The organism is Burkholderia sp. 567, from assembly GCF_040545115.1.
Taxonomy (GTDB): Bacteria; Pseudomonadota; Gammaproteobacteria; order Burkholderiales; family Burkholderiaceae; genus Burkholderia; species Burkholderia ambifaria.
Genome location: NZ_JBEPLG010000004.1, coordinates 127,740 through 152,265, shown reverse-complemented (window position 1 = coordinate 152,265; position 24,526 = coordinate 127,740). Strand labels below are relative to the sequence as shown.

General features: G+C 69.7%; 21 protein-coding genes. 14 read left to right on the top strand and 7 right to left on the bottom strand.

Annotation, left to right across the window (positions count from 1 at the left end; translation table 11 throughout):
* The first annotated feature begins 42 nt into the window (after positions 1-42).
* From katE to ligD, 3 genes are read left to right on the top strand one after another with little or no spacing between them, the layout of a single operon-like run.
* Complete coding sequence (katE, locus tag ABIC50_RS14090) at positions 43-2,151, top strand: catalase HPII (RefSeq protein WP_471685650.1); 2,109 nt, start codon at positions 43-45, stop codon at positions 2,149-2,151.
* Positions 2,152-2,208: 57 nt separating this feature from the next.
* Positions 2,209-3,216 (top strand): non-homologous end joining protein Ku, encoded by a 1,008-nt coding sequence (ku, locus tag ABIC50_RS14085; protein WP_105832395.1) that lies wholly within the window; start codon positions 2,209-2,211, stop codon positions 3,214-3,216.
* 24 nt (positions 3,217-3,240) lie between these two features.
* Positions 3,241-6,039, top strand: coding sequence for a DNA ligase D (gene ligD, locus ABIC50_RS14080; protein WP_354164742.1), 2,799 nt, complete (start codon positions 3,241-3,243; stop codon positions 6,037-6,039).
* Between the two features lie 5 nt (positions 6,040-6,044).
* On the opposite strand, the gene ABIC50_RS14075 is transcribed toward ligD, so the two are convergent.
* Positions 6,045-7,370: a cation:proton antiporter gene (locus tag ABIC50_RS14075; RefSeq protein WP_354164740.1), complete on the bottom strand. Its 1,326-nt coding sequence runs from the start codon at positions 7,368-7,370 to the stop codon at positions 6,045-6,047.
* A gap of 42 nt (positions 7,371-7,412) precedes the next feature.
* Positions 7,413-7,769, bottom strand: coding sequence for a DUF3175 domain-containing protein (locus ABIC50_RS14070; protein ID WP_354164737.1), 357 nt, complete (start codon positions 7,767-7,769; stop codon positions 7,413-7,415).
* 144 nt (positions 7,770-7,913) lie between these two features.
* Between ABIC50_RS14070 and ABIC50_RS14065 the strand changes: the two genes are divergently transcribed.
* The 5 genes from ABIC50_RS14065 (at position 7,914) to ABIC50_RS14045 (ending at position 10,407) form a co-directional block, all read left to right on the top strand.
* A complete protein-coding gene (locus ABIC50_RS14065) occupies positions 7,914-8,339 on the top strand; it encodes a hypothetical protein (protein ID WP_354165248.1) in 426 nt (141 codons plus the stop codon).
* 91 nt (positions 8,340-8,430) lie between these two features.
* Entirely contained in the window at positions 8,431-8,796 is a 366-nt protein-coding gene (locus ABIC50_RS14060; RefSeq protein ID WP_012372653.1) for a DUF3022 domain-containing protein, read from the top strand.
* A gap of 237 nt (positions 8,797-9,033) precedes the next feature.
* Complete coding sequence (locus ABIC50_RS14055) at positions 9,034-9,582, top strand: type 1 glutamine amidotransferase domain-containing protein (RefSeq protein WP_011660511.1); 549 nt, start codon at positions 9,034-9,036, stop codon at positions 9,580-9,582.
* A gap of 3 nt (positions 9,583-9,585) precedes the next feature.
* Positions 9,586-9,927: a DUF1488 family protein gene (locus tag ABIC50_RS14050; protein WP_354164734.1), complete on the top strand. Its 342-nt coding sequence runs from the start codon at positions 9,586-9,588 to the stop codon at positions 9,925-9,927.
* Positions 9,928-10,197: 270 nt separating this feature from the next.
* Positions 10,198-10,407, top strand: coding sequence for a hypothetical protein (locus tag ABIC50_RS14045; protein WP_105832399.1), 210 nt, complete (start codon positions 10,198-10,200; stop codon positions 10,405-10,407).
* Between the two features lie 74 nt (positions 10,408-10,481).
* Here the strand turns inward: ABIC50_RS14045 and ABIC50_RS14040 are convergent, their stop codons facing one another.
* A complete protein-coding gene (locus ABIC50_RS14040) occupies positions 10,482-11,729 on the bottom strand; it encodes a phosphatidylserine decarboxylase family protein (RefSeq protein WP_175675695.1) in 1,248 nt (415 codons plus the stop codon).
* Between the two features lie 131 nt (positions 11,730-11,860).
* On the opposite strand from ABIC50_RS14040, the gene ABIC50_RS14035 reads away from it, so the two are divergent.
* The 6 genes from ABIC50_RS14035 (at position 11,861) to arsN2 (ending at position 15,438) form a co-directional block, all read left to right on the top strand.
* On the top strand, positions 11,861-12,112 hold the full coding sequence (locus ABIC50_RS14035; protein ID WP_354164731.1) for a hypothetical protein: 252 nt from the start codon (positions 11,861-11,863) through the stop codon (positions 12,110-12,112).
* A 126-nt stretch (positions 12,113-12,238) separates the two neighbouring features.
* Positions 12,239-12,574, top strand: coding sequence for an ArsR/SmtB family transcription factor (locus ABIC50_RS14030; RefSeq protein WP_354164728.1), 336 nt, complete (start codon positions 12,239-12,241; stop codon positions 12,572-12,574).
* Between the two features lie 22 nt (positions 12,575-12,596).
* The gene (locus ABIC50_RS14025; RefSeq protein WP_175698852.1) at positions 12,597-13,091 is read left to right on the top strand and encodes an arsenate reductase ArsC; all 495 of its coding nucleotides are present in this window, start codon (positions 12,597-12,599) and stop codon (positions 13,089-13,091) included.
* Positions 13,092-13,157: 66 nt separating this feature from the next.
* The gene (gene arsB, locus ABIC50_RS14020; protein ID WP_138850503.1) at positions 13,158-14,228 is read left to right on the top strand and encodes an ACR3 family arsenite efflux transporter; all 1,071 of its coding nucleotides are present in this window, start codon (positions 13,158-13,160) and stop codon (positions 14,226-14,228) included.
* A gap of 20 nt (positions 14,229-14,248) precedes the next feature.
* Positions 14,249-14,971, top strand: coding sequence for an arsenical resistance protein ArsH (gene arsH / locus ABIC50_RS14015; protein ID WP_354164726.1), 723 nt, complete (start codon positions 14,249-14,251; stop codon positions 14,969-14,971).
* Between the two features lie 38 nt (positions 14,972-15,009).
* The gene (arsN2, locus tag ABIC50_RS14010; RefSeq protein ID WP_354164723.1) at positions 15,010-15,438 is read left to right on the top strand and encodes an arsenic resistance N-acetyltransferase ArsN2; all 429 of its coding nucleotides are present in this window, start codon (positions 15,010-15,012) and stop codon (positions 15,436-15,438) included.
* Positions 15,439-15,504: 66 nt separating this feature from the next.
* Here the strand turns inward: arsN2 and treY are convergent, their stop codons facing one another.
* From treY to glgX, 4 genes are read right to left on the bottom strand one after another with little or no spacing between them, the layout of a single operon-like run.
* Positions 15,505-18,279, bottom strand: coding sequence for a malto-oligosyltrehalose synthase (gene treY / locus ABIC50_RS14005; protein ID WP_354164721.1), 2,775 nt, complete (start codon positions 18,277-18,279; stop codon positions 15,505-15,507).
* Positions 18,276-20,507, bottom strand: coding sequence for a 4-alpha-glucanotransferase (gene malQ, locus ABIC50_RS14000; RefSeq protein ID WP_354164719.1), 2,232 nt, complete (start codon positions 20,505-20,507; stop codon positions 18,276-18,278). Before malQ ends, treY begins: the two co-directional genes overlap by 4 nt.
* Positions 20,504-22,375 (bottom strand): malto-oligosyltrehalose trehalohydrolase, encoded by a 1,872-nt coding sequence (treZ, locus tag ABIC50_RS13995; protein WP_354164717.1) that lies wholly within the window; start codon positions 22,373-22,375, stop codon positions 20,504-20,506. The genes malQ and treZ overlap by 4 nt, the downstream gene beginning before the upstream one ends.
* Before the next feature lie 9 nt (positions 22,376-22,384).
* A complete protein-coding gene (glgX, locus tag ABIC50_RS13990; RefSeq protein WP_175661228.1) occupies positions 22,385-24,499 on the bottom strand; it encodes a glycogen debranching protein GlgX in 2,115 nt (704 codons plus the stop codon).
* Between the last annotated feature and the right edge of the window lie 27 nt (positions 24,500-24,526).

Sequence of the window (24,526 nt, the reverse complement as noted above, 5' to 3'; positions counted from 1 at the left end):
CGAAACCGAACCGAAACCGAACCGATACGAGAGGACGCGCGCATGACCAATCCCCCGCAATCCGGCAATCCGACGCCCAATCCGCCGCAACCCGACAGCGCGAAGTCGCGCCAGCTCGACGAGAATCGGCTGCGGCCCGATGGCGAGGCGCTGCGCACCAACCAGGGCGTGCGCATCGCCGACAACCAGAACACGCTGCGCGGCGGTGCGCGCGGCCCGTCGCTGCTCGAAGACTTCATCATGCGCGAGAAGATCACGCACTTCGATCACGAACGGATTCCCGAACGGGTCGTGCACGCGCGCGGCTCGGCCGCGCACGGCGTGTTTCGCGTCTACGAGCCGATGGCCGACTACACGAAGGCCGCGTTCCTGCAGGACCCGGCCGCCGAAACGCCGGTGTACGTGCGCTTTTCCACCGTGCAGGGCCCGCGCGGCTCGGCCGACACGGTGCGCGACGTGCGCGGCTTCGCGGTGAAGTTCTATACCGAAGAGGGCAACTACGACCTGGTCGGCAACAACATGCCGGTGTTCTTCATCCAGGACGCGATCAAGTTTCCCGACTTCGTGCACGCGGTGAAGCCCGAGGCGCCGAACGAGATGCCGACCGGCGCGTCCGCGCACGACACGTTCTGGGATTTCGTATCGCTCGTGCCCGAAACCACGCATACGGTGCTGTGGCTGATGTCCGACCGCGCGCTGCCTGCGAGCTTTCGCGCGATGGACGGCTTCGGCGTGCACACGTTCCGCTTCGTGAACGCGGCCGGCGCCGAGCATTTCGTGAAGTTCCACTGGCGGCCCGTGAGCGGCGCGTATTCGCTGCTGTGGGACGAAGCGCAGCGCATCGCCGGCCACGACCCCGATTTCAACCGGCGCGACCTGTGGATGGCGATCGAGCGCGGCGACTATCCGGAGTTCGAGCTCGGCGTGCAGCTGATCGATCCCGCCGACGCGGACAAGTTCGACTTCGATCTGCTCGACCCGACCAAGCTGGTGCCGGAAGAACTGGTGCCGGTGCGCCCGATCGGCCGCATGACGCTGAACCGCAATCCGGACAATTTCTTCGCGGAGACCGAGCAGGTCGCGTTTCACCCGGGCCACGTGGTGCCCGGCATCGACTTCACGAACGATCCGCTGCTGCAGGGGCGCCTGTTCTCGTACACCGACACGCAGCTGAGCCGGCTCGGCGGCCCGAACTTTCACGAGATTCCGATCAACCGGCCGGTGTGCCCGTTCGCGAACAACCAGCGCGATGCGATGCACCGGCAGACGATCGCGGTCGGGCAGGCGTCGTACGAACCGAATTCGCTGAACGGCGGCTGGCCGCGCGAGACGCCGCCCGCGCCGTCCGGCGGCGGCTTCGAGACGGTGCACGAACCGCTCGAAGGCGACAAGGTGCGCGTGCGCAGCGAAACGTTCGCCGACCATTTCTCGCAGCCGGCGCTGTTCTACCAGAGCATGACCGAGATCGAGCAGCGGCATATCCGCGACGCGTACTGCTTCGAGCTCGGCAAGGTGACGAAGCCGGAGATTCGCGAACGCGTGGTCAACGAGATCATCGCGCGGTTCGACGCGGGGCTGGCCGCGCAAGTCGCCGAACGGCTCGGGCTGCCGGCGCCGCAAACGGCCACGACGCCGGCAGTCAAGCAGCGCGCGCCGTCGTTGAGCCTGATCGGCCGGTCGAAGCCCGGTATGCGCTCGCGCAAGATCGCGCTGATCGCGACGCCCGGCGTGAGCCAGACGCTCGTCGAGCAGGTGCGCGGCGCGCTGACGTCCGCAGGCGCGGTGCCGACGATCGTCGCGCCGACCCTCGCGCCGATCGGCAGCATCGTGCCGCAGGCGACGCTCGCAGGGATGCCGTCGGTGATGTTCGACGCGGTGTTCGTGTGCGGCGGCGACGGCGACGGTCGCAATCTCGCGCACAGTGCCGACGCGCGGCACTTCGTGCGCGAGGCGTTCAAGCACCTGAAGCCGATCGCGGCGGTCGGCTCCGGGCGTCATTTGCTGAGCGCCGCGCATCTGCCGGATCCGGCCGAGGGCGTGTGCGTCGCGCAAGCGGCCGATCTCGACGCGCTGCTGCGCACGTTTTCGGACGAGATCGGCCGGCATCGGGTCTGGTCGCGCGAGCAGCAGGCGGCCGAGCTGCCGGCATAGCGTCGCACGGCGCCTGCCCCTTCGGGGGCGGGCGCGGGTGCGGCAAGGAGGACAGGCATGGCACCGCGGATGATATGGAAAGGCGCGATCAGTTTCGGGCTCGTTCACGTGCCCGTGCAGCTGTTCCCGGCGACACGCACCGTGAAGCCGTCGTTCCGGCTGCTCGACAAGCGCTCGATGGATCCGGTCGGCTATCGGCAGATCAACAAGCGCACCGGCAAGGAGGTCACGCGCGAGGACATCGTGCGCGGCTACGAGTACGAGAAGGAGCGCTACGTTGTACTGACCGACGAAGAGATTCGCGCGGCGAACCCCGAATCGACGCAGACGGTCGACATTCTGACGTTCGTCGACGCGGACGCGGTGTCGTTCCTGTATCTCGACACGCCGTACTACCTCGTGCCGGACCGCAAGGGCGAGAAGGTCTATGCGCTGCTGCGCGAGGCACTGAAGGACAGCGGCAAGATCGGCATCGCGCTCGTCGTGATGCGCGACCGCCAGCATCTCGGCGCGCTGATTCCGGTCGGGCCGCTGCTCGCGCTCGACACGTTGCGCTGGCAGGAGGAGCTGCGCCCGCTCGACGAACTTTCGGTGCCGACGGAGGACGCGAAGCACGCGGGTGTGACCGCGCGCGAGCTGACGATGGCGAAGAAGCTGATCGACGACATGGCGGGCAAGTGGACGCCCGACGAGTATCACGACACGTTCCGCGACGACATCCTCGAACTGGTCGAGCGCAAGGTGCGCTCCGGCAAGATCGAGGAAATCGAGGACCGGCCGGCGCAGACGGGCCGCGCCGCGACCAATGTGGTCGACCTCACCGAGCTGCTCAAGCGCAGCCTGAAGGGCGGCGGTGGCGCGCGCGCATCGGACCTGCGCGACGAACGCGCGGAAGAGGAGGCGGAGACGTCGCCGCCCGCCGGCGCACGTCGCAAGCCGGCCGCGAAATCCGCGTCGAAAGGCGCGGCCACAAAGACCGCGGCGAAGCGGCCGGCCGCGAAACGCGCGGCGACGGGCGCACATGCGGCGAAGAAAACCGCCGTGCGCGGCAAGCACGCCGCATGATGCCGCACGACGCGAGGTGATGCGATGGCCGGCAAGCTCGATCCGTATCGGCGCAAGCGCCACTTCGGCGCGACGCCGGAACCCGAAGGCGCGCACGGGCACCGTGCGAAGGCCGCTGCGAAGCCCGCCGCGCGCACGCGCGCACGGGGCGCTCACCCGCTGCGCTTCGTGATCCAGGAGCACCACGCGCGGCGACTGCACTACGACTTCCGGCTCGAACTCGACGGCACGCTGAAGTCGTGGGCCGTGCCGAAGGGGCCGAGCTTCGATCCGTCGGTGAAGCGCCTTGCCGTGCACGTCGAGGACCATCCGCTCGAATACGCGTCGTTCGAAGGCCAGATTCCGGAGGGCCATTACGGCGCGGGCTCGGTCGTCGTATGGGACGAAGGCACGTGGACGCCCGATGGCGGCCTCGCGCAGGCACGCGAAGGCTATCGCGCGGGCAAGCTGACGTTCCGGCTCGACGGCGAAAAGCTGCACGGCGGCTGGGCGCTCGTGCGCAGCGGGCGGCAGGAGGGCCGGCAGGAGCAGTGGCTGCTGATCAAGGAGCGCGACGACGACGCGCGCAGCATGGATGAATTCGACGTCGTCGGCGAGCGGCCGGGCAGTGTGCACGACGGCGCGGCGTCGAAGCGTGCGGCCGCGAAGAATGGCTCGGCGCGCGGGTCGCGAAGCGGGCAGCGCGAGAAGTCCGGCACGTCCGCCGCGCGGCATGACGACCACGGCCACGACGGCCACGCCGGCGCGCCTGTCGATCCTTCCCGGATCGAAGGCGCGGTGCGCGCGCCGCTGCCCGAGCACGTCGCGCCGCAACTCGCGACGCTGGTCGACGGTCCGCCGACGCAGGGCGACTGGTGCTATGAACTGAAGTTCGACGGCTACCGGATTCTTGCCCGCATTTCCGGCAAGGGCGCGCGCCGGCATGTGAAGCTGATGACGCGCGAAGGCCGCGACTGGACCGCGAAGCTGCGCGCGCAACGCGATGCGCTCGCAGCGCTCGACGTCGACGCCGCGTGGCTCGACGGCGAGGCCGTCGTGCTCGGCAAGAACGGCCTGCCCGATTTCCAGGCATTGCAGAACGCATTCGGCGGCGGGCATTCGGACGAGATCACGCTGTTCGTGTTCGACCTGCCTTATCTCGACGGTTACGACCTGCGCGACGCGCCGCTGACCGCGCGCCGCGCGTTGCTCGAACCCTTGTTCGCCGACAGCGACCCCACGCGACTGCGCTTTTCGCCCGATCTCGGCGACGACGTCGCATCGCTGATCGCGAGCGCATGCGACACCGGCCTCGAAGGGCTGATCGGCAAGCGTGCCGAGTCGCGCTATCGCGCCGGACGCTCACCCGCGTGGATCAAGCTCAAGTGCCGGCGCCGGCAGGAGTTCGTGATCGGCGGCTATACCGAGCCGTCGGGCAGCCGGCACGGCTTCGGCGCGCTGCTGCTCGGCGTGCATGAACCGGCGCCGGACGGCAAGCGGCGGCGCGGGCCGGGGCCGCTGCGCTACGTCGGGCGCGTCGGCACCGGCTTCGACACGCGGATGCTCGACCGGCTTACCCCCATCCTGCGCAAGCACGAACGCGACACGATGCCGTTCGATCCGCCGCCGCGCGAACGCTCGCGCACGCCCGTGCACTGGATCGAGCCGGTGCTCGTCGCCGAATGCGAATTCGCGGAATGGACCGGCGACGGCATCGTGCGGCAGGCCGCGTTCATCGCGCTGCGCGACGACAAGCCGGCGGCTCGGATCGTCCGCGAGGTGCCGAAGCATACGGAAACGGAGGTGCAGATGGATCAGCGTCAAACCACGCAGCACGAAAGACACAAACCCAAGGGCGCGGCGCACGCAGAGCGCGACGCAAGCGACACCAGCGACGGCAAACACCCCGCGCGCACCCGCGGTTCCCGTCGCGCCGAGGCCGACGATACCGGCCCCGACCAGCTCGGCCGCGTCCGCATCAGCCATCCGGAGCGCGTGATCGATTCGCACAGCGGCACGCGCAAGATCGATCTCGCGCGCTACTGGCAATGGGTCGCGCCGTGGCTGCTGCCGGACCTGAAGGGCCGCCCTGTGTCGCTCGTGCGCGCGCCGGGCGACATCTCGGGCGAGCTGTTCTTCCAGAAGCACGCGGAGCGCCGCGAGATCCCGTTCGTCACGCAGCACGAAGGGCTCGATCCGGGCCATGGCCCGCTGCTGTCGCTCGACAGCGTCGATGCGCTGCTCGGCGCCGCGCAGATGGGCACGATCGAGCTGCATACGTGGAATGCGCACGCGTCGAACATCGAGCGGCCCGACCGGATCGTGTTCGACCTCGATCCCGATCCGGCGCTGCCGTGGAGCGCGATGATCGACGCCGCGCAGCTCGTGCGCGGGCTGCTCGACGAACTCGGCCTCATCTCGTTCTGCAAGACGAGCGGCGGCAAGGGGCTGCACGTCGTCGTGCCGATCACGCGGCACATGGGATGGGACGAAGTGAAGGACTTCTCGCGCGCGGTCGCGCAGCATGTCGCGGGTGCGTTGCCCGATCGCTTCACCGCGACGATGGGCCCGAAGCACCGGCGCGGCAAGATCTTCATCGACTATCTGCGCAACGGCCGCGGCGCGAGCACGATCGCCGCGTATTCGGTGCGCGCGCGGCCGGGCCTCGGCGTGTCGGTGCCGCTGCGGTGGGACGAGGTGCCCGACACGACGGGCGGCGCGCAATGGACGATCGACACGCTGCACGAGCGCCTCGATCGACTGAAGCGCGATCCGTGGGACGGCTATGACGACACGCGCCAGCGGATCACCGCACAAATGCGCGCGCGGCTCGGCACGTCGTGACGCAATCAGGGTCCGCGCCGGTGCTGCAGACGGTAATACCAATCCATCAGCGGCGTCGCGGAGATCCCGTGCGCGATCACCGACGCCACCACGACGGCAAGCACCGGCGCCGCGAGCGGCCGCACGGTGCTGGATGGCCCGTGTTCGAGCGCGAACAGCAGGTAGTAGAACGAACCGATCCCGCGTATCCCGAACCAGGCCATCAGCCGCCGCTGCGCAAGCGTCGCGTGTGAACCGGTGAGCGTCAGCAGCACCGCGAACGGCCGCACGGCGACGAACAGCACGAGGGCCAGCGCAATCGCGCCCCACGTGACGAGCGGAGCCGACAGCGTGCCGAGCACGCTGCCGATCATCGTCATCACGAGCGCCTCGGCGATGCGCTCGAGCTCGATCGTGAAATCGAGCACCGATTCGGCCATGAACGCGTGGACCTTCTCCGGATGTTTCTCGGTCGCGCTCACGTCTTCCGAATCGACCTGGCCGATCACTTCGCGCGGCGGGCGATCGCCGCTGGCTTGATGCTCGACGCGGCGCATCGCGACGCCCGCGGCGAACGTCGCGATGAAGCCGAACGTATGCGCGAACTGCGCGGCGCCGAACGACAGCACGATCAGCGCGAGCGCGAAGAAGCCTTCGAAGCCGAGCGCCTGCGCATAGCGGGTGCGCAACCGGCCGATCGCCTTGGTCGTGGCCGCGCCGAGCAGGCCGCCGATCGCGGCGGCGCCCACGATGCCCCACAGCACGGCCAGTGCGAACGTGCCGGACAACGGCGGCGGCCCGTGCGGCGTATCGGGCACGCCGCACAGCGCGAGGCCCGCGAGCGCGAACGGTAGCGCGATCCCGTCGTTCATCCCGCCTTCGCCGGACAGCGCGAAGCGCACCAGATCGCGGTCGCCGGGATCGTGCACCTGCACGTCGTGCGCGAGCACGGGGTCGGTCGGCGCGAGGATCGCCGCGAGCAGCAGCGCCGGGCCCCAGCCAAGGCCGAGCGTCAGCACCGCGCAGCCGGCGAGCAGCGGCACGGTGACGATCATCGCGAGCAGGCCGAGCCGGCATGGCACGAGCCACAGCTTGTCGGACAGCGGCACGCGCAGCCGCAGCCCGATCGCGAACAGCGACACCAGCAGCGCGACCTCCACGATCTCGCGCAGCAACCGCGCGTCGCGTTCGATATCGAGGTGGAGAAGCCCGACGCCGGACGGACCGAGCGCGACGCCGAGCACGAGATAGATCATCGCGGTGCTGCACGGCAGACGGCGCAGCGCCGACGTCGCGACGCCCATGCCCATCAGCACCGCGCCGATGATCAGATACCACAGCGTTTCATGCATGCGAGGAAGCGGAATGTTTCGATACGAGGCAGGCGGGGGCCGTCACGGCTTGCGCCCGAACGCCTCGCGCAATTTGCGCTTCGCGCGTTCGAGCGTCGTGCGGCGCGTTTTCGGCAGCGTGCGGCCGGCGCGATTCACGTAGAAGTTCAGCATCGACATCGCCGACTGAAACGGCGTGGCCTTGCGACGGCGGCTATGTTCGGCCGAGCGCTTGAGCGAAGCGGCGATCTCGCCCGGATCGTCCGACTTGAAGATGTCGGGCTCGATGTCGAGCGCGTCGCTCTTTTGCATGACCTCCGCGGACCAGCGCTTGCGCGAATGCGAAGCGTGGCCGCGGGTGCGTCCCGGACGGCGGGTCGCGCGTTTACCGTGCGGATGGGAAGCGGAAGCTGAAGGCATGGCGGGGCTCCGTACGGATTCGGGATGACGGGTGACGGGGCCGCAAGCCGCGTGCCGCGCCGGCTGACCGGCACGGGCCTTGCTGAATCGCAGGGGCAGGACAGACATTTCACGACCAGCGATTCCATTGACGGAGAACGCTCCATGAAACCAGCATCCGAATCGAAAGCTGCCGCGCGCCGGATCGCCGCATGCGCGGCCGTCGCGCTCATCGCCGCGGCGCCAGCCGCGTGGGCACAGAATTCGCAACGCCCGGGTGAGGGCACCGGCGCGCCCATCCTGTCGCCGGCGGACGACACGTCGGCGCAGGGAACGGGCGGCATGACCAACGGCAATACCGCGGCGCCGCCGCCGGCGACCCGCATGCAGGAACCGCGCGGCACCCGCTCGCACGTGCGCCCGCAGGTACGGCCCAAGCCGGGCGGCCCGAGCGGGGCCGGAACCGGCGGTAGCGGCAGCACGGGCGGCGGCGGCGCGGCCGGCGGCAGCGCAGGCAGCGGTGGCGCAGGCGCAGGTGGCGGTGGCGGTGGCGCGGGCGGCACCGGCGGCGCGGGTTCCAGCGGTTATTGACGATTCCCGTGTCGCGCCGGCATGGCCGGCGCGGCGCGATGGCGGCCGGCGGCCCCGCGGCCGTCACGCCGCCACCACGCAGGAGAACATCATGCAATCGAATTACCGAACTACGTTCGACGCAATCGACCTCGATACCGACGACGTCGATAGCGACGAGCTCGATACGGCGGTGAATCTCGACGTCGAGACCGGCAGGATCACCTTTCATGCGGCGTGGGCGCTTGCGCCCCATGCACCGCAGGGCATCGCGCGGCACTCGGTCGTGCTCGCGCTCGACTGCGACACGATGGCGCGCTACGCGGACCTCGACGACGGCGCGCGGATGCGCGTGCACGCGATGCTGCACGACAGCGTGCAGGCCACGCTCGAATCGCTGTCGGACGCCACCGAGGACCTGACTGTGACGGTCGAATTGACCGACGCGATGCTCGACGCCGCGCGTCACCTGCAATGAGCACGGCGCGCGCAGTCACGTTACATATTCCATTGAAATCTTTGCAGGCGCCGCGGCGCCCGACGTACGGCGAATCGCGCGCGCCACGCGGCGGCATACCTCGGGGCCTTCGTTGATACCGGGGTCGTGCCCTGTTGAAATCGGCTCGTACGATTTGCCTCGACGAGGCTGCGGCACGCCGTTTGCTTCGCGACGGGCATGGCACGACCGGTGCCGCAACACAACAGGGAGCATTCCATGACAGGCAAGCTGGACCATTGCAAGGTAGCGATACTCGCGGTCGACGGCTTCGAGGAAGCCGAGCTCGTTGAACCGCAGCGCGCGCTGAAGGCGGAAGGCGCGCAAGTCGACGTGATCTCGCAGAAGCCCGGCGAGATCCAGGGCTTCAGGCACGTCGACAAGGGCGATCGCGTGAAGGTCGACCATACGTTCGACGATGCGCGCATCGGCGATTACGACGCGGTGGTGCTGCCGGGCGGCGTCGTCAACGGCGACGCGATCCGGATGCTGCCGGCCGCGCGCGAATTCGTGACCGCGGCCGTCGGCGCGGGCAAGCCGATCGCGGCCATCTGCCATGGCGGCTGGCTGCTCGTATCGTCGGGGCTGGTCGAAGGCCGCACGATGACGAGCTGGCCGAGCCTGCAGGACGACATCCGCAACGCGGGCGGCAAGTGGGTCGACGAGGAGGTGGTGCGTGACGGCAACCTGATCACGAGCCGCAAGCCCGACGACCTGCCTGCATTCAACGGCGCGCTGGTGCAGTCCCTCGCGTCGCGAGGAGCGTGAGCGATGCCGACCGAATCCGTTCACCGCGCGAGACTGACCGACGCGCCGCCGGAGTTCGACGGCGCGGTGATGCAGATGCGCTTCGTCGTCGAGTTCGACGGGAAGCCGCAGATCTGCGCGATCACGGTCGAGGCGCTCGAGGATCATTTCGGCGCGCGCTCCGCGCTCGAAGCCGACCTGCGCGAAGCATTCGAACGCGGCCGTGCACGCATCGAAGCCGCGTGCGCGGAAGTGCTCGCCGACGGCAAGGGGGGCGCCGAGCTGCACAGCGGCTACTTCCGCGTGCAGGACAAGGCGGCGGGCAACACGGCCCGCGCCGGCATGGCCCGCTCGCGGAAATCGTAAGTCGCCGGAGCCCAGGTCGGGCGCGCGCCGTATCATGCTCGCCGTCGCGCCGGCGTTGTCGCTCCGTTACACGCGGTTGAAAACTTTGCAGCGGCCGTCATGCGGCTCGCAGGGACACATCGCGTCGCGCGCAGGCCGCGCGCGGCGCGACTGCGTCTCACATACTGGCACGCTCCCTGCATGTAGCTTTCGATGTAGGCGCCCGATGCGCGCCCGCGCCGACGCGGTGCGCTGCCGCCTCGCACGAAGCTGGACACGGGGGAGACGAACATGCTGACAGCCCATGAATTTGCCGCGCTGTTCCTGGTGCACCGCGCGCCGGAACAGATTCAGAGCGACCGCGACGACGTCGTCGCGCTGGTCGAACAACAGTTGATCGAGATACGGTGTGACGCGTCGGGCGCGAGCCGTCCCGCGCTCACCCCCGACGGATTGTCGATCGTGCAGTGCATGCAACGGCACGGCGGCTCCGACGCGTGAGGCAATCGCGTAACGCGATCGCGTAACGCGATCGCACCATCGCGCGCCAGCGCCGGCGCCGGCCGGCACGCGGCTCAGCGCGCGATCGCGACCGGCGCGTTGACTTGCACGACGGGCGTATCGTCGTCGAACGGCGGCGTGTGCACGAAGTGGTCGATCACGCCGGGTTCGAACAGCAGGCAGTAGGTCGAGCCGCCGTACTGGAAATAGCCGATCTCCTCGCCCTTGTCGATGCGCTGCCCCGGCATGACCTCGATCACGCACGACGACACGTCGCCCATCCCGACGAACACGCCCACCACGGTGCCGATCCCCGGATCGTCGCAATCGATCGCGATCACCGCGCGCGCGGCCACCGCCGTCATGTAGCCCTGCGAGTCGTTGAGTCCGGCCGGATCGGGACCTTCGGCTTCCGCGACCGAATAGTAGGTGCCGTCGACGCGGTATGCATGCGTGACGGTGCCGCGCACCGGCGCGTGCCAGCGGTGATAGTTGTACGCGCTCAGATACGCCTGATAGAGGTCGCCGCCGACGAAGCGTTCGGCGAGCGGCAGTCGCGCCGGCGTGAAGATGTCGCGCAGCGAATACGGTTGCCCCTTGATCCAGAACTTGTCGCGGATTTTCAGGCTGGACTCGGTGTGATACGGCTGGGCCTCGCACGCGCTGACGATCACGTGCGGATCGCCCGGCGCCGCGACGGGCCGCGCATCCGCGCGAAACCGGCGCGTGAAGAAGTCGTTCCACGAAGCAAAGCCCCAGTGCGGTTGATCTTCCTGATACTGGAACTGCGACAGGCCCAGGCGCTCGCGCGCTTCGTCGCAGAACCAGCCGTCGGGCGCCGACGTGTCGAGATGCGTGCACGAATGCGGGCCGCCGAGGAAGTCGCACCATACGTTCAGCACCTGCTTCAGATGCGCGTTCACCGCCGCGTCGCGAAACACCGCGTGGCCCGACGGCATGCACATCGGCCAGTCGAGGAATGCGTTCAGCGGGCACACGATCAGGCTCGATTCGCTGAACGGCGGCGTGTAGGTCATCAGGTGATCGATCACGGTCATCAACTCGCCGATCGACGCGTAGCCGAGCTTACGGCCCGATTCGAGCGCCTCGTCGATCGCGCGCGTGAGGCTCATGCGCAGCACGGCATTGTCGTCGAACAGTCGCGCGAGTTCCTGCACGGCCGGTGTGCGCAGCCGTTCGCCGGCATGCGCGCGCGCTTCGCCCGCAATTTTTTCACGATACGCGGCCATGTGCGCTTCCTCGCTGGCCATCCATCCGCCGAGGCGATGGCGGGTGGCGGGCGTGCTGCGGTCGGTCGGCATGGTCACCTCCGGTTGGGGTACGAAACGGATAGCAAGGAAGAGCAAGGCGCTTGCCCGACGCGCGGCACCGAAATTGCGGCGCTCGGGCGATCGTTTCTTCTTTTCTTCTTTCGATGACCAGGAGGGCAAACATGAATGCGGATTCGAATGGACGACAGAGCAATGACGCGGCTTCGACCGGCGAGCGCCGCGGCGGCGAGCAGCGGACCGTGGCGCCGACCCGCACGCGGGCGCGAGTGCGCGCGGCGACGTCGCGTGAGCCGACGCGGCGCAGTGAGCGCAGGAGCGACAACGGGCCGGTGACGACGGGCGGGAATGACGCGACGGGCAAGCCGCTTTGGGAGGACGACAGCGGGGAGATGCCGCCGGAAGAATGGTCGTGATGATGTAACGGGCGCCGGGCGGGGCCGGTGCGGTGCCGGTGGCTCAACCGCCCGGTTCTGGCACGGCCCAGGCTTTTTTGCGATGCGGAAGTTCCATCGTTTCCACATTTCGAGTATTATCGAAACATGGAAACGAACCAGACCATCGCCGCGCTGTCCGCCCTCGCGCACGAATCCCGCCTCGCCGTCTTCCGCGCGCTCGTGCAGGCCGGCCCCTTGGGCTTGGCGGCCGGCCAAATCGCGACGCTGCTCGACGTGCCGCCGTCGTCGCTGTCGTTTCATCTGAAGGAACTGGCCCACGCGCAGCTCGTCACGAGCCGCCAGGAAGGCCGCTTCGTGTTCTATTGCGCGAACTTCGCGACGATGAACGGCCTCGTCGGCTACCTCACCGAGAACTGCTGCGGCGGTAATCCGTGCTCGCCGGTTTCCGCCTGTTCGCCCGCCTGCACCGATCCAACGTAAGCCACCTTCACGCGCCCCGCCGATGACCACCAACGTCCTGATCCTCTGTACCCACAACTCCGCGCGCAGCGTGCTCGCCGAGGGCATGCTCAATCACTGGGCCGCGAAGCTCGGCCGCGACGTGCGCGCGTACAGCGCCGGCAGTGCGCCGAGCGGCCGGCTCAATCCGTTCGCGCTGGATGCGCTCACGCGCGCCGGCGTCGACGTCAGCGGATACCGCAGCAAGAGCTGGGACGAATTCGTCGGCGACGGCGCGCCGGAAATGCGCATCGTCATCACCGTCTGCGACAGCGCGGCCGCGGAGACTTGCCCGTACTGGCCCGGCAGCCCGGTGAAAGTGCATTGGGGCTACGCCGATCCGTCGAACGCGACGGGCGGCGATGCGGGCAAGCAGCTCGCGTTCGAACTGACGCGCGAGGCGCTCGGCTACCGGATGCTGCAACTGCTGGCGCTGCCGCTCGAACGCATGAGCAACGCCGAACTCCAGGCGGCATTGACCGCCATCGCGCAAAACTGAGCGGTCGCGCGGCGGCATGCACGAACCTGCATGCCGCGTGCCTTCCTCCCTCCCGAGCCACGTCCGATGAACACGTCCAACGTCGTCCCGCCTCGCAACGCCGCCGTCAGGCCCGCGATCAACTTCTTCGAACGCTACCTGACGCTCTGGGTCGCGCTGTGCATCGTCGCCGGCATCGCGCTCGGCCAGCTGCTGCCCGGCCTGTTTCAGCGGATCGGCCGCATCGAATACGCGCAGGTCAACCTGCCGGTCGGGTTGCTGATCTGGGTGATGATCGTGCCGATGCTCGTGAAGGTGGACTTCGGCGCGCTGCATGAAGTGCGCCGACATGTGAAGGGGATCGGCGTCACGCTCGCCGTGAACTGGCTCGTCAAGCCGTTCTCGATGGCGTTCCTCGGCTGGCTGTTCGTGCGGCAGCTGTTCGCGCCGATGCTGCCGGCGGACCAGCTCGACAGCTACATCGCCGGCCTGATCCTGCTGGCCGCCGCGCCGTGCACGGCGATGGTGTTCGTGTGGAGCCGGCTCACGGGTGGCGATCCGCTATTCACGCTGTCGCAGGTCGCGCTGAACGACAGCATCATGGTGATCGCGTTCGCGCCGCTGGTCGGGCTGCTGCTCGGGATGTCCGCGATTACCGTGCCGTGGGCGACGCTGCTTACGTCGGTGGTGCTCTACATCGTGATTCCGGTGATCCTCGCGCAGCTTTGGCGCAAGCGGCTGCTGAGGAACGGCCAGGCCGCGTTCGATGCCGCGATGGCGCGGATCGGCCCGTGGTCGATCGCCGCGCTGCTCGCGACGCTCGTGCTGCTGTTCGCGTTCCAGGGCGAAGCGATCCTGAAACAGCCGCTGGTGATCGCGTTGCTCGCGGTGCCGATCCTGATCCAGGTGTTCTTCAATGCGGCGCTCGCGTACTGGCTCAACCGCGCGGTGGGCGAGAAGCACAACGTCGCGTGTCCGTCCGCGCTGATCGGCGCATCCAATTTCTTCGAGCTCGCCGTCGCGGCCGCGATCAGCCTGTTCGGTTTTCACTCCGGGGCGGCGCTCGCGACCGTCGTCGGCGTGTTGATCGAGGTGCCGGTCATGCTGCTGGTGGTGCGCATCGTGAACCGGTCGAAGGGCTGGTACGAGCGCGTGTGAGCCAACTCCGGAATCCCTCCATGACCGACCGACTGACCGACCTGCCGCAACTCGATCCCGCTTTGTTCCAGGTGCCGGACGCGAGCCGCTTGCGGCCGGCATCGCCGTCCACCCATCCGCCGCGTTTCCTGCTGCTGTACGGTTCGCTGCGCGAGCGTTCGTTCAGCCGCCTGCTGGTCGAGGAAGCCGAGCGCCTGCTCACCGCGATGGGCGCGGAGGTGCGCGTGTTCAATCCGAGCGGCCTGCCGCTGCCCGACGATGCGCCGGAGAGCCATCCGAAAGTCGTCGAACTTCGCGAACTTGTGACGTGGTCGGAAGGGATGGTGTGGTGCTCGCCGGAACGACACGGCGCGATGACGGGCATCATGAAGTCGCAGATCGACTGGATTCCGCTGTCGGTCGGCGCCGTGCGACCGACGCAGGGCAAGACGCTCGCGGTGATGCAGGTGAGCGGCGGCTCGCAGTCGTTCAACGCGGTGAACCAGATGCGCGTGCTGGGGCGCTGGATGCGCATGCTGACGATCCCGAACCAGTCGTCGGTGGCCAAGGCGTTCATGGAATTCGACGAAGCGGGGCGGATGAAGCCGTCGGCCTATTACGATCGGGTCGTCGACGTGCTGGAGGAGCTGGTGAAGTTCACGCTGCTGACGCGTGATATCGGCCCGTATCTGGTCGACCGGTACAGCGAAAGGAAGGAAAGCGCGGAGGAATTGTCGAAGCGGGTGAATCAGCGGGGGATCTGACACGCAACGTGCCGTCAATCCAATCAGGAGTCGATGTCATGCAACTTCGCTCGGCAGCGTTATTCGACCTGGCCTCGATCGAGGCATTGCTGCGCGCTTCGAACCTGCCGACTGCCGGTGTCGCGGAGCATCTGGGAAACTTCGTCGTGCTTGCCAATCCGCTCGACTTGATTGGATGCGGCGGTATTGAATACCACGAAGACTGCGCGTTGATCCGGTCGGTTGCCGTCGTACCGCACGCGCACGGAAAAGGCTTCGGTGGTGCGATCGTGGAACGGTTGATCGCGGCGTGTCGCGCACGCTCTGTCAGGTCGATCGGATTGCTGACGACCACCGCGGAGGACTATTTCGCCGGCTTTGGTTTCGTGCCGGTTGCCCGTGAGGATGTACCGGGGCCGTTGCTGGCATCCAGCCAGTTTCGTGGTGTGTGCCCGCAGACGGCCACCGCGATGTTATTGGCGTGTTGAGCGGGTAGGTGGGACCGCCGTATGTAGATTGATCTGCGGGAGCCGCCCGCCTTTGCACGAAACCGACTACAGCTCGCGGCGCTTCGTATCGCCCGCCACCAGCACCGCAACCGGCAACACGGCAAGACATCGAGCGAGCCGCATCGTGCCGTCCGGCGTCTCGACTTCGCTGCCGTCATTCAACCAGTCGATCCACCGCTCGCCGGCGCCGCGCGGCAGCACCACGGCCGTATCTCCCCATTCCCGAGGCTCGACGCGCGGCAATTCCGGCGCTTCGCCCAGCCAGCCACACGCGAGCCGCGTGACGATCACCACGATCGTTGCGCTTTCGTCGCGCCGGGCGAACGCCACCGCATGCCGGCCGAGCCGGCCGCGCACGCGCAGCGGCACATAGGCGCCATCCGCGAACGTCGCGGGCCAGCGTGCGCGCAGCGCGAGCATCCGCTCGACGAGCGCGCGCTTCACGCGCGCATCGGGCCAGTGCCGCAGATACGCGGCGACCGGTTCATCGACCCGCTCGGCCGCCAGCGCGGCAAACGGCACGTCGCGCCGGTTGTCAGGATCGACGAGCGAGTGATCCCATGACTCGGTCCCCTGGTACAGATCGGGCACGCCCGGCGACGCCATGCGCAGCGCCGCCTGCGCGAGACTGTTGACGACGCCGGCCGGCGCGATCCGCGCGACGAACGCATGCAGCCGATGCACGAAATCGCCCATGCCGCGCGGCGTCAGGATCGCGCGCACGAACTGCTCGCAAGCGCGCTCGTAGTCGGCGTCCGGCGCGAGCCAGTCCGTGTGCTGTTTCCCTTCGCGCAAAGCCTTCGTCTGCCAGCGCACCACGCGCTCCGCCAGCGCGGCAAGTCCGGCCGCATCGTCGGGCGCGAGCCCCGGCGGCCAGCAGCCGACCAGCGTCTGGTACAGCATCGCTTCCGCGGCCGGCCCCGGCGCCCACGCGAGATCGCGATGCGCACCGCCGCGGTGCGGCTGGTTCAGCGCGGACCAGTCAAGCGACACCGCGCGCCACGCGTCGGGCATTTCGCTGAGCACCGCGAGCCGCATACGCGCATCCTCGCCGCGCTTGTGATCGTGCGTCGCGGTCGCGACGAGCGTATGAGGAACGGTGCGCGCGCGCCGCCGGTTGCGCGCATGGAACGCGCCGCGCGACAGGCTGAAGTCGCCCGCATCGGCGCCGACTTCGTTGCGCGACAGCAGTCGTCCGTACCGGTAGTTGGCCGTGTCCTCGACGCCCTTCGCGGCGAGCGGCGCGGTGAGCTGCGCGAACGCGACACGCGCCGCGTGCAGCAGCGCGGCATCCGCGCGCGGCACGCGCATGCCCGGCAGCCCGAGCCAGCCGGCGACGCGATCGAGCGCGTAGCGGTCGGACGGATCGATCGCGGCGCATGCCGCGTCGTACGCGAGCGCCAGCACGCGACCATCGGCGCCGGTGGGCTCGTCGCCGGGCGTCGGGTACATCCGGTACACGGGCAGATGCACGGCCAGTTCGCCGAGCACGCGATGGATCGCAATCTGGCTGACGTCGCGCGTAGCGGGCGCCGCACGCGCGATGCGGTGCAAGGCGCGCGCGACGCGCGCGTGCTCGCCGGCGAGCTGCCGCTTCAGCACGCGCCGCTTGCCGGCCACCGCTTCCTGCGCGAACGAGCGTGCGGACCCCGACACGGCCGCCCAGTGCGCGGCGAGCGGCGCGGCGCCGGCCGGGTCGTGCAGCAGCGCGGCGACGTCGTTCATGAAGTCGTAGCCGGTCGTGCCGTCGACGCGCCAGTCGTCGCGCAGCGTCTCGCCCGGCGCGAGGATCTTCTCGACGACGACATACGGCCGCTCGTCGCGCTGCGCGGCGAGCCGCGCATGCAGGCGGCGGCAGTACGCGCGCGGATCGGCGAGGCCGTCGACGTGATCGACGCGCAGGCCGTCGATGTAGCCGGCCGCATGGAGCCCCAACGGCAGCGCGTGCACCGCGTCGAACACCGCATCGTCCTCGACGCGCACGGCCGCGAGCGTCGCGATGTCGAAGAAGCGCCGCCAGTTCAGCTCGTCGGCGGCCGTGCGCCACCACGCGAGCAGGTAGTGCTGGCGTTCGAGCAAGCGGTGCAGGCACGCGCGCGAGCGTGCGCGGCGCGGGTCGGCGCCGCGCAATATCGCGTCGAACGCGTGCGGACCCTGCGCGGCGGCGTAGTCGCGCAGCGCCGCGTGCGCGGCCGCGACACGCGGGCCGCCGCGCGCCGATGCAGTGGCGAAACGCTCGGCGAGCGCGTTCAGGTCCGCGCGGTTCGCGATGCGCAGGATCTCCGCGTAGGTGGCGATGGCGACCGGCAGCCGCCTGCCCGGGCACGCGATGAAAAAGCGCCCGGCCGATGGATCGGCGCCTAGCGTGATGTCGCCGGACGCGAGCGCGTCGCCGTAGGGCACGCCGAGGCAGGGCAGCAGCACCTTGCCGTCGAGCGCCGCATCGGGCGGGTGCCAGTCGATGTCGAAGTAGCGGGCGTACGGGCTCGCCCGTCCCCATTCGAGCACGTCGTTCCACCAGCCGTTCGACACGCCGCCCACGCCCATGTGGTTCGGCACGATGTCGACGATCACGCCGAGGCCGCGCGCACGCAGTGCGTCGACGAGGCGCCGGAAGCCGGCTTCGCCGCCGAGCTCCGTGCTGATCGCGCGATGGTCGACGGTATCGTAGCCGTGCAGCGAACCGGGCTCGGCCGTCGTGATCGGCGACAGGTACAGATGGCTCACGCCGAGGCGCGCGAAATAGTCGGCGTGGGCGGCTGCGTCGTCGAACGTGAAGCCCGCGTGCAACTGCAATCGCAAGGTCGCGCGCGGCGTCATGCGTCGTCCTCCGCGGGTCGGCGCGCGTGCTCGATCGCCGCGATGCGGGTGCGCGCGTCGGCGTCGAACAGCGCGTCGACCGCGCGCGGCAGCCGGCGCAGCCAGTTCGGATGGCCGCACGGGGGGCCGGGGAGATTCGGTTGCTCGTCGAGCGCGAGCAGATCCTCGAGCGGCACGATCGCGAGCGGTGACGGGCTGCGCGCGACGTATGCGAGCACTGCGTCGACGGGCGGCGTGTCGGCGGACGGAATCGGATCGCCGGCCGGTGCGCAGCCCGCGTGCTGCAACGCGCGCCACAACGCCGCGCGGTCGGTGGTGCGTTCGGCCTGGGCCGCGCGCAGGTCGAAAGAAGCAGGGGGCGGCGCGTCGGGGCCGTCATCCTGCGCGGGCGCATCGCTGCGCAGGACCGGATCGATCCGTGCGTCGTGGCCGGTGTCGTGTGCGGCCGCGGCGCGGCCGACGTCGTCACCGGCAGGGTGCGGCTTCGCCGGCGCCGCAGCGGCCTCGGCGGCAACCCGCCGCCATTCGAGATCGACACCCCGCCACCAGCCGGCCACGGTCGGCAGGTCATGCGTCGACGTCATCGCGATCGTGTCGCGATCCCACGCGGACGGCGGCCGAAACGCGCGATCCGCGTCACGTTCGAACCACAGCACGCGCATCCCGGCGATGCCCTGCGCGCCCAGCCGCTCGCGAAAACCCGCCGGCACCGTGCCCAGATCCTCGCCGATCGCGACCGCCCGGTGCCGCGAGGCCTCCAGCGCGACGAGCCTCACCAGATCGTCGAGCGGATAACGCAGGTATGCGCCGTCGCGCGCCGATCCGCCTTCCGGCACGATCCACATCCGCGCGAAGCCGAGCACATGATCGATGCGGATTCCGCCGGCATGGGCGAAGGCCGCGCGCAACAGGTCGATGAACGGCGTGAAGCCGTTCGCGCGCAGCGCGGCGGGCGTCCACGTCGTCACGCCCCACGCCTGGCCGTCCGCATTGAACAGGTCGGGCGGGGCGCCGACCGACACGCCGCGCAACAGCGTCGTGCCGTGCGCCCACGCGTCGCTGCCCGCGCGATCGGATCCGACCGCGAGGTCGGCGATCAGCCCGACCGCCATCCCGGCATCGCGCGCCGCCTGCTGAGCGTCTCCAAGCGCGCGCGACGCGCACCATTGCAGGAACGCGTGGAACGCAATCGCGTCGGCGTGCGCATGCGCGAATGCGTCGACCTCGGCGGTGGCCGGCATCCGCCACTGCGCCGGCCAATGCCGCCAGTCGGCGCCGATTCCGTGTTCGATGCAGAACGCCTGCAGCGCGTCGAAGCGCGCATGCGCGTCGAGTGCCGCACCGCCCGCCGCGCGAAACTGCTCGAACGCGTCGCGCGAGGGCTCGCCGTTCGCACGCCACGCATCGAAGCACGCGCGCAGGCGGCGCAGTTTCTGTGGCAGCACCTGCGGCCAGTCGATCAGCGGCATATCCGGCGCGGGCGCGACGTCCGCCGCCGCGCCGTTCGTGCGCCGCACGACATCGGCCCCCGGTACGGCATCGCCGTCGAGATACGCGACGTTGTGCCAGCGCCGCGACGACGGCGAATACGGGCTGTCGTGCTCGGGCAGCGCCGGATAGCCGGCATGCGTCGGGCTGATCGCGACCGCGTCGGCGCCGTGCCGTGCCGCGTGCGCGGCGAGGCGCGCGAGCGCGGTGTAGTCGCCGGAGCCGTCGTCGCCCGCGCGCCGCAGGCCGTAGAGCTGGGCCGAGATACCCCAGCGGCGCGGCGCATCCGGCAGGCCGTCGGCAGCCGCAAACGGCCGCGCGCGCGGCGGCGCGATCGCGAGCCCGATGCGGTGCTCGCCGATGTCGAGCGTGTGATAGCCGGGCTGCGCGAGCGGCGGCAGCCGGCCGTATTCGCCCGCGCCGGCCACGCGCCCGTCGACGTGCTCGCCCGATTCCAGCGTGATCCGCCAGCGCGCGCCGCGCGGCGCGACGCTGCGCGGCAGCGTCAGCGGCACGCCCGCGTCGCCCGTCACGACCGGCGGCGCGGCGTCGTGCGCATCGAGCAACGCGGCCGCGCTGTCGACCCGCTCGATCGGCGTGCCGCAGGGCCAGCCGAGCGCATCGACGAGCGCGACGAGCGAATCGTCGGTCACACGCCGCGCGACGCCGCCCGCGTCGATCCAGTCGGGTTCGAGCCCGGCCGCACGCGCGAGTTCGGCGATCGGTACGTCGGTCGTCATGGTCGCGTGTGCCCGTTCGCGCGGTGTTTCAGCGCATCGTGGTTGACCGCGCCGTCGCGCCACGCGATGCAGGTGCGAGGGGGCAGCCGCTGGTCGGCGAGCCGGTCGCGCGCGCGCGGCGGCGTCTCGAACACGATCTTGCCGACCGGCAGCGCGGGCAGCACCGCGTCGTGCGAGCCGGGATTGAACGCGATCGTCAGCGTGCTGCCGTCGCCGAGCCGCCAGCGCGCGACGAGCGCCTCCGCGTCGGGGCTGACGTGACCCGCCAGCAACTCGACGCCGAGCGCGCGCGCGCCGGGCAGGTGCGGCGTCACCAGCGCCGCGCGCACCGTCAGCGCGCTGCGGTAGAAGTGCCGCCATGCGTCGGCATCGGGCCACGCATCGTCGTCCGCGTGGGCCGGCGACGAGCGCACGAACGTGGTGACATCGTTCGGATCGGGGATCGCATCGCGATGCGCGGGATCGGCGAACGCGGAAAACGCGGAGAATTCGCGGCGACGGCCTTCGCGCACCGCATCGGCGAGCTCGCCGCGATAGTCGGTGAAGAACTGGAACGGCTGCGTGCTGCCGTCTTCCTCGCCCATGAACAGCAGCGGAATCTGCGGCGCGAGCAGCATCAATGCGGTCGCGGCGCGCACCGCGTCGTCGTTCGCGAGCGCGCGCAGCCGTTCGCCGAACGCGCGGTTGCCGATCTGGTCGTGGTTCTGCAGGAACGTGACGAACGCGGTCGGCGGCAGGTGCGCGCTCGGCTCGCCGCGCGGCGCACCGCCATGCAGCGGCGACGGCTCGCCCTGATACGCGAAGCCTTCGCCGAGCGTGCGCGCGAGACGGCGCAGCGGCGCGTCGGCATACGCGCGGTAGTAGCCTTCGTGCTCACCGGTCAGCAGCACGTGCGCGCTGTTGTGGAAGTCGTCGTTCCACTGCGCATCGAAGCCGTTCGGCCCGAGCAGGCTCGCGGTATTGCGTTCGTTCTCGAGCACCAGATGCACGTGGCGCGCATCGCCGAAATGCGTGCGCACGCGCCGCGCCAGCTCGCGCAGCCACGCATCGTCGTCGATCGCATGCGCGGCGTCGATGCGCAGGCCGTCGAAACGGAATTCGTCGAGCCAGTACAGCGCGTTGTCGATGAAGAACGCGCTCGTCTGCGCGCGCGAGAAATCGATCGCCGGGCCCCACGCGGTCTGCCGGTCGGCCCGGAAAAATTCAGGTGCATAGCGCGGCAGCAGGTTGCCGTCGGGGCCGAAGTGGTTGTACACGACGTCGAGAAACACCTGCAGTCCGAGCCCGTGCGCGGCGTCGACGAGCGCCTTCAGCTCCTCGGGCCGGCCGTATGACGCAGCGGGCGCGAACGGCAGCACGCCGTCGTAGCCCCAGTTGCGCGCACCGGGGAACGCGTTGACGGGCATCAGCTCGAGCGCGGTCACGCCGAGCGCGGCGATGTCGGGCAGGCGCCGCTCGACGCTCGCATAGCCGCCGCAGGCACCGACGTGCAGCTCGTACAGCACCGTCTCGTGCCACGGCCGGCCACGCCACGCGTCGTTGCGCCAGCGGTACGCGGCGGGATCGACGACCTGGCTCGGGCCGTGCACGTCGGACGGCTGGAAGCGCGACGCGGGATCGGGCACCGCGAGGCCATCATCGAGCAGGAAGCGATACAGCGTGCCGGCGCCGCAGCGCGCGACGACCTCGAACCAGCCGTCGCCGGTGGCTTGCATCGCGATGCGCTCGTCGCCGTGCAGTTCGACCGCGGCCGTGCGGCTCGCGGGCGCCCACAACCGGAAGCGGGTGTGCTGCGCGTCGACGCAGGTCGCGCCGAACGACGACGCGAACGCGTGCGTGCCGGATGGTGGTGCGGTACGTGACGACATGGCGGTTCCTCACGAGGGCAGGTCGGGTGGCACGGCCGCGACCGCGATCACGGCCGTGTGTGCGGCGACGTCGAGGCCGGCCTCCGGCCACGAGCGCGGGCCGGAGTCGGGCGTCGCGGTGTCGAGCAGCACGCGGTAATCGAGCACCGGCGCGGGCGGCTTGAACTTGATGGTGCCGGCCGACGCGTTCAGCATCACGAGCAACGCCTCGGTGCGCCCGGTGCGGCCGGTGCCCACGCGCCGCATCGTCAGCGCGCGGCGCTCGCCGTCTTCCCACGCGGGCACGCTCAGCTCGAGGCCGTGTTCGTCGAACCAGCCGATCTCGCGCATGCCCGGCGCGCCGTCGCGGTCGCCCGACGGATAGCGCGGCGCGGACATCACCGGGTACATGCGCCGCAGCGCGGCGAGCCGCGACACGAAACGGATCATCTGGACGCCTTCCTCGCTGTGCGCGAGGTCCCAATCGAGCCACGATATTTCGTTATCCTGGCAGTACGCGTTGTTGTTGCCGTGCTGCGTGCGGCCGAATTCGTCGCCGGCGACGAGCATCGGCGTGCCGAGCGCGGTAAACAGCGTCGCGAGCATCGAGCGCGCGACACGCGCGCGCAGGTCGAGGATCGACGCATCGTCGGTGGCGCCTTCGACGCCCCAGTTCGCGCTGCAGTTGTCGTCGCGGCCGTCGCGGTCGTCCTCGCCGTTGGCCTCGTTGTGCTTGTGCGCATACGACACCAGATCGGCGAGCGTGAAGCCGTCGTGCGCGGTGACGAAATTGACCGACGCCCAGGTCCGGCGCCTTTGATGGTTGAACAGGTCGGCCGAGCCCGCGAGGCGCGCGGCGAGTTCCGGACGCTGGCCTGCGTCGCCGCGCCAGAAGCGCCGCACCGTGTCGCGAAAGCGGTCGTTCCATTCGGCGAAGCCGGGCGGATGACGGCCGAGCTGATAGCCGCCGAGGCCGAGATCCCACGGTTCGGTGATCAGCTTGCGCTGCGCGAGCACCGGATCCTGCCGCAACGCGTCGAAAAACCCCGCGCCCGGCTCGAAGCCGTGATCCTCGCGGCCGAGCGTCACGCCGAGATCGAAGCGAAAGCCGTCGATGTTGAACGCGGTGGCCCAGTAGCGCAGCGAATCCATCACCATCTGCACGACGCGCGGGTGCGACAGGTTCAGCGTGTTGCCGCAGCCGGTCTCGTCGACGTGGTAACGCCGGTCGTCCTGCCGCAGCCGGTAGTAGCTCGCGTTGTCCAGGCCGCGCCACGACAGCGTCGGGCCGAGCTCGTTGCCTTCACACGTGTGGTTGTAGACGACGTCGAGCACGACCTCGATGCCGGCCGCGTGCAGCTGCCGGATCGCGATGCGCATTTCGTCGAGCCGCCGCGTCGTCAGGTACGACGGCTCCGGCGCGAAGAACGCGGCCGTGTCGTAGCCCCAGTAGTTGCGCAGCCCGCGGTTCACCAGCGCCCGCTGCTGCAGGAACGCGTGCACCGGCAGCAATTCGATCGTCGTCACGCCGATCGACAGCAGGTGATCGATGAACGCCGGATGCGACAGCGACGCGAACGTGCCACGCTCCGGCACGCGCAGCCCGGCGCGGCGCATCGACGCGCCGCGCACGTGCGTCTCGTAGATCACGGTGCTGCGCCACGGCACGTCCGGGCGCCGGTCGTTGCGCCAGTCGAACGCCTCGTCGACGACCACGGCCTTCGGCATCGCGGGCGCCGAGTCGCGGCGGTCCATCGACAGGTCCGCGCGGTTCGAATGCACGCGATAGCCGAACAGCGCGTCGGACCAGCGGAACTGGCCGACCAGCTTGCGCGCGTACGGGTCGAGCAGCAGCTTGGTCGGGTTGAAGCGATGGCCGTGCTGCGGCTGGTACGGGCCATCCGCACGAAAGCCGTATACGGTGCCCGGATGCGCGTTCGGCAGGTAGCCGTGCCACACCTCGTCGGTGCATTCGGGCAGGTCGAGGCGCGCGAGTTCCTTGCGGCCGGTCGGGTCGAACACGCACAGCTGGATACGGTGCGCGTGCGCGGAAAACACCGCGAAGTTGGTGCCAAGGCCGTCCCACGTGGCGCCGAGCGGATAGCAGCGGCCGGGTTCGAGACGGGAAGGCAGGGCGGTCGGCATGGGGGGATGGTCTCCGTGTCGAGGGCG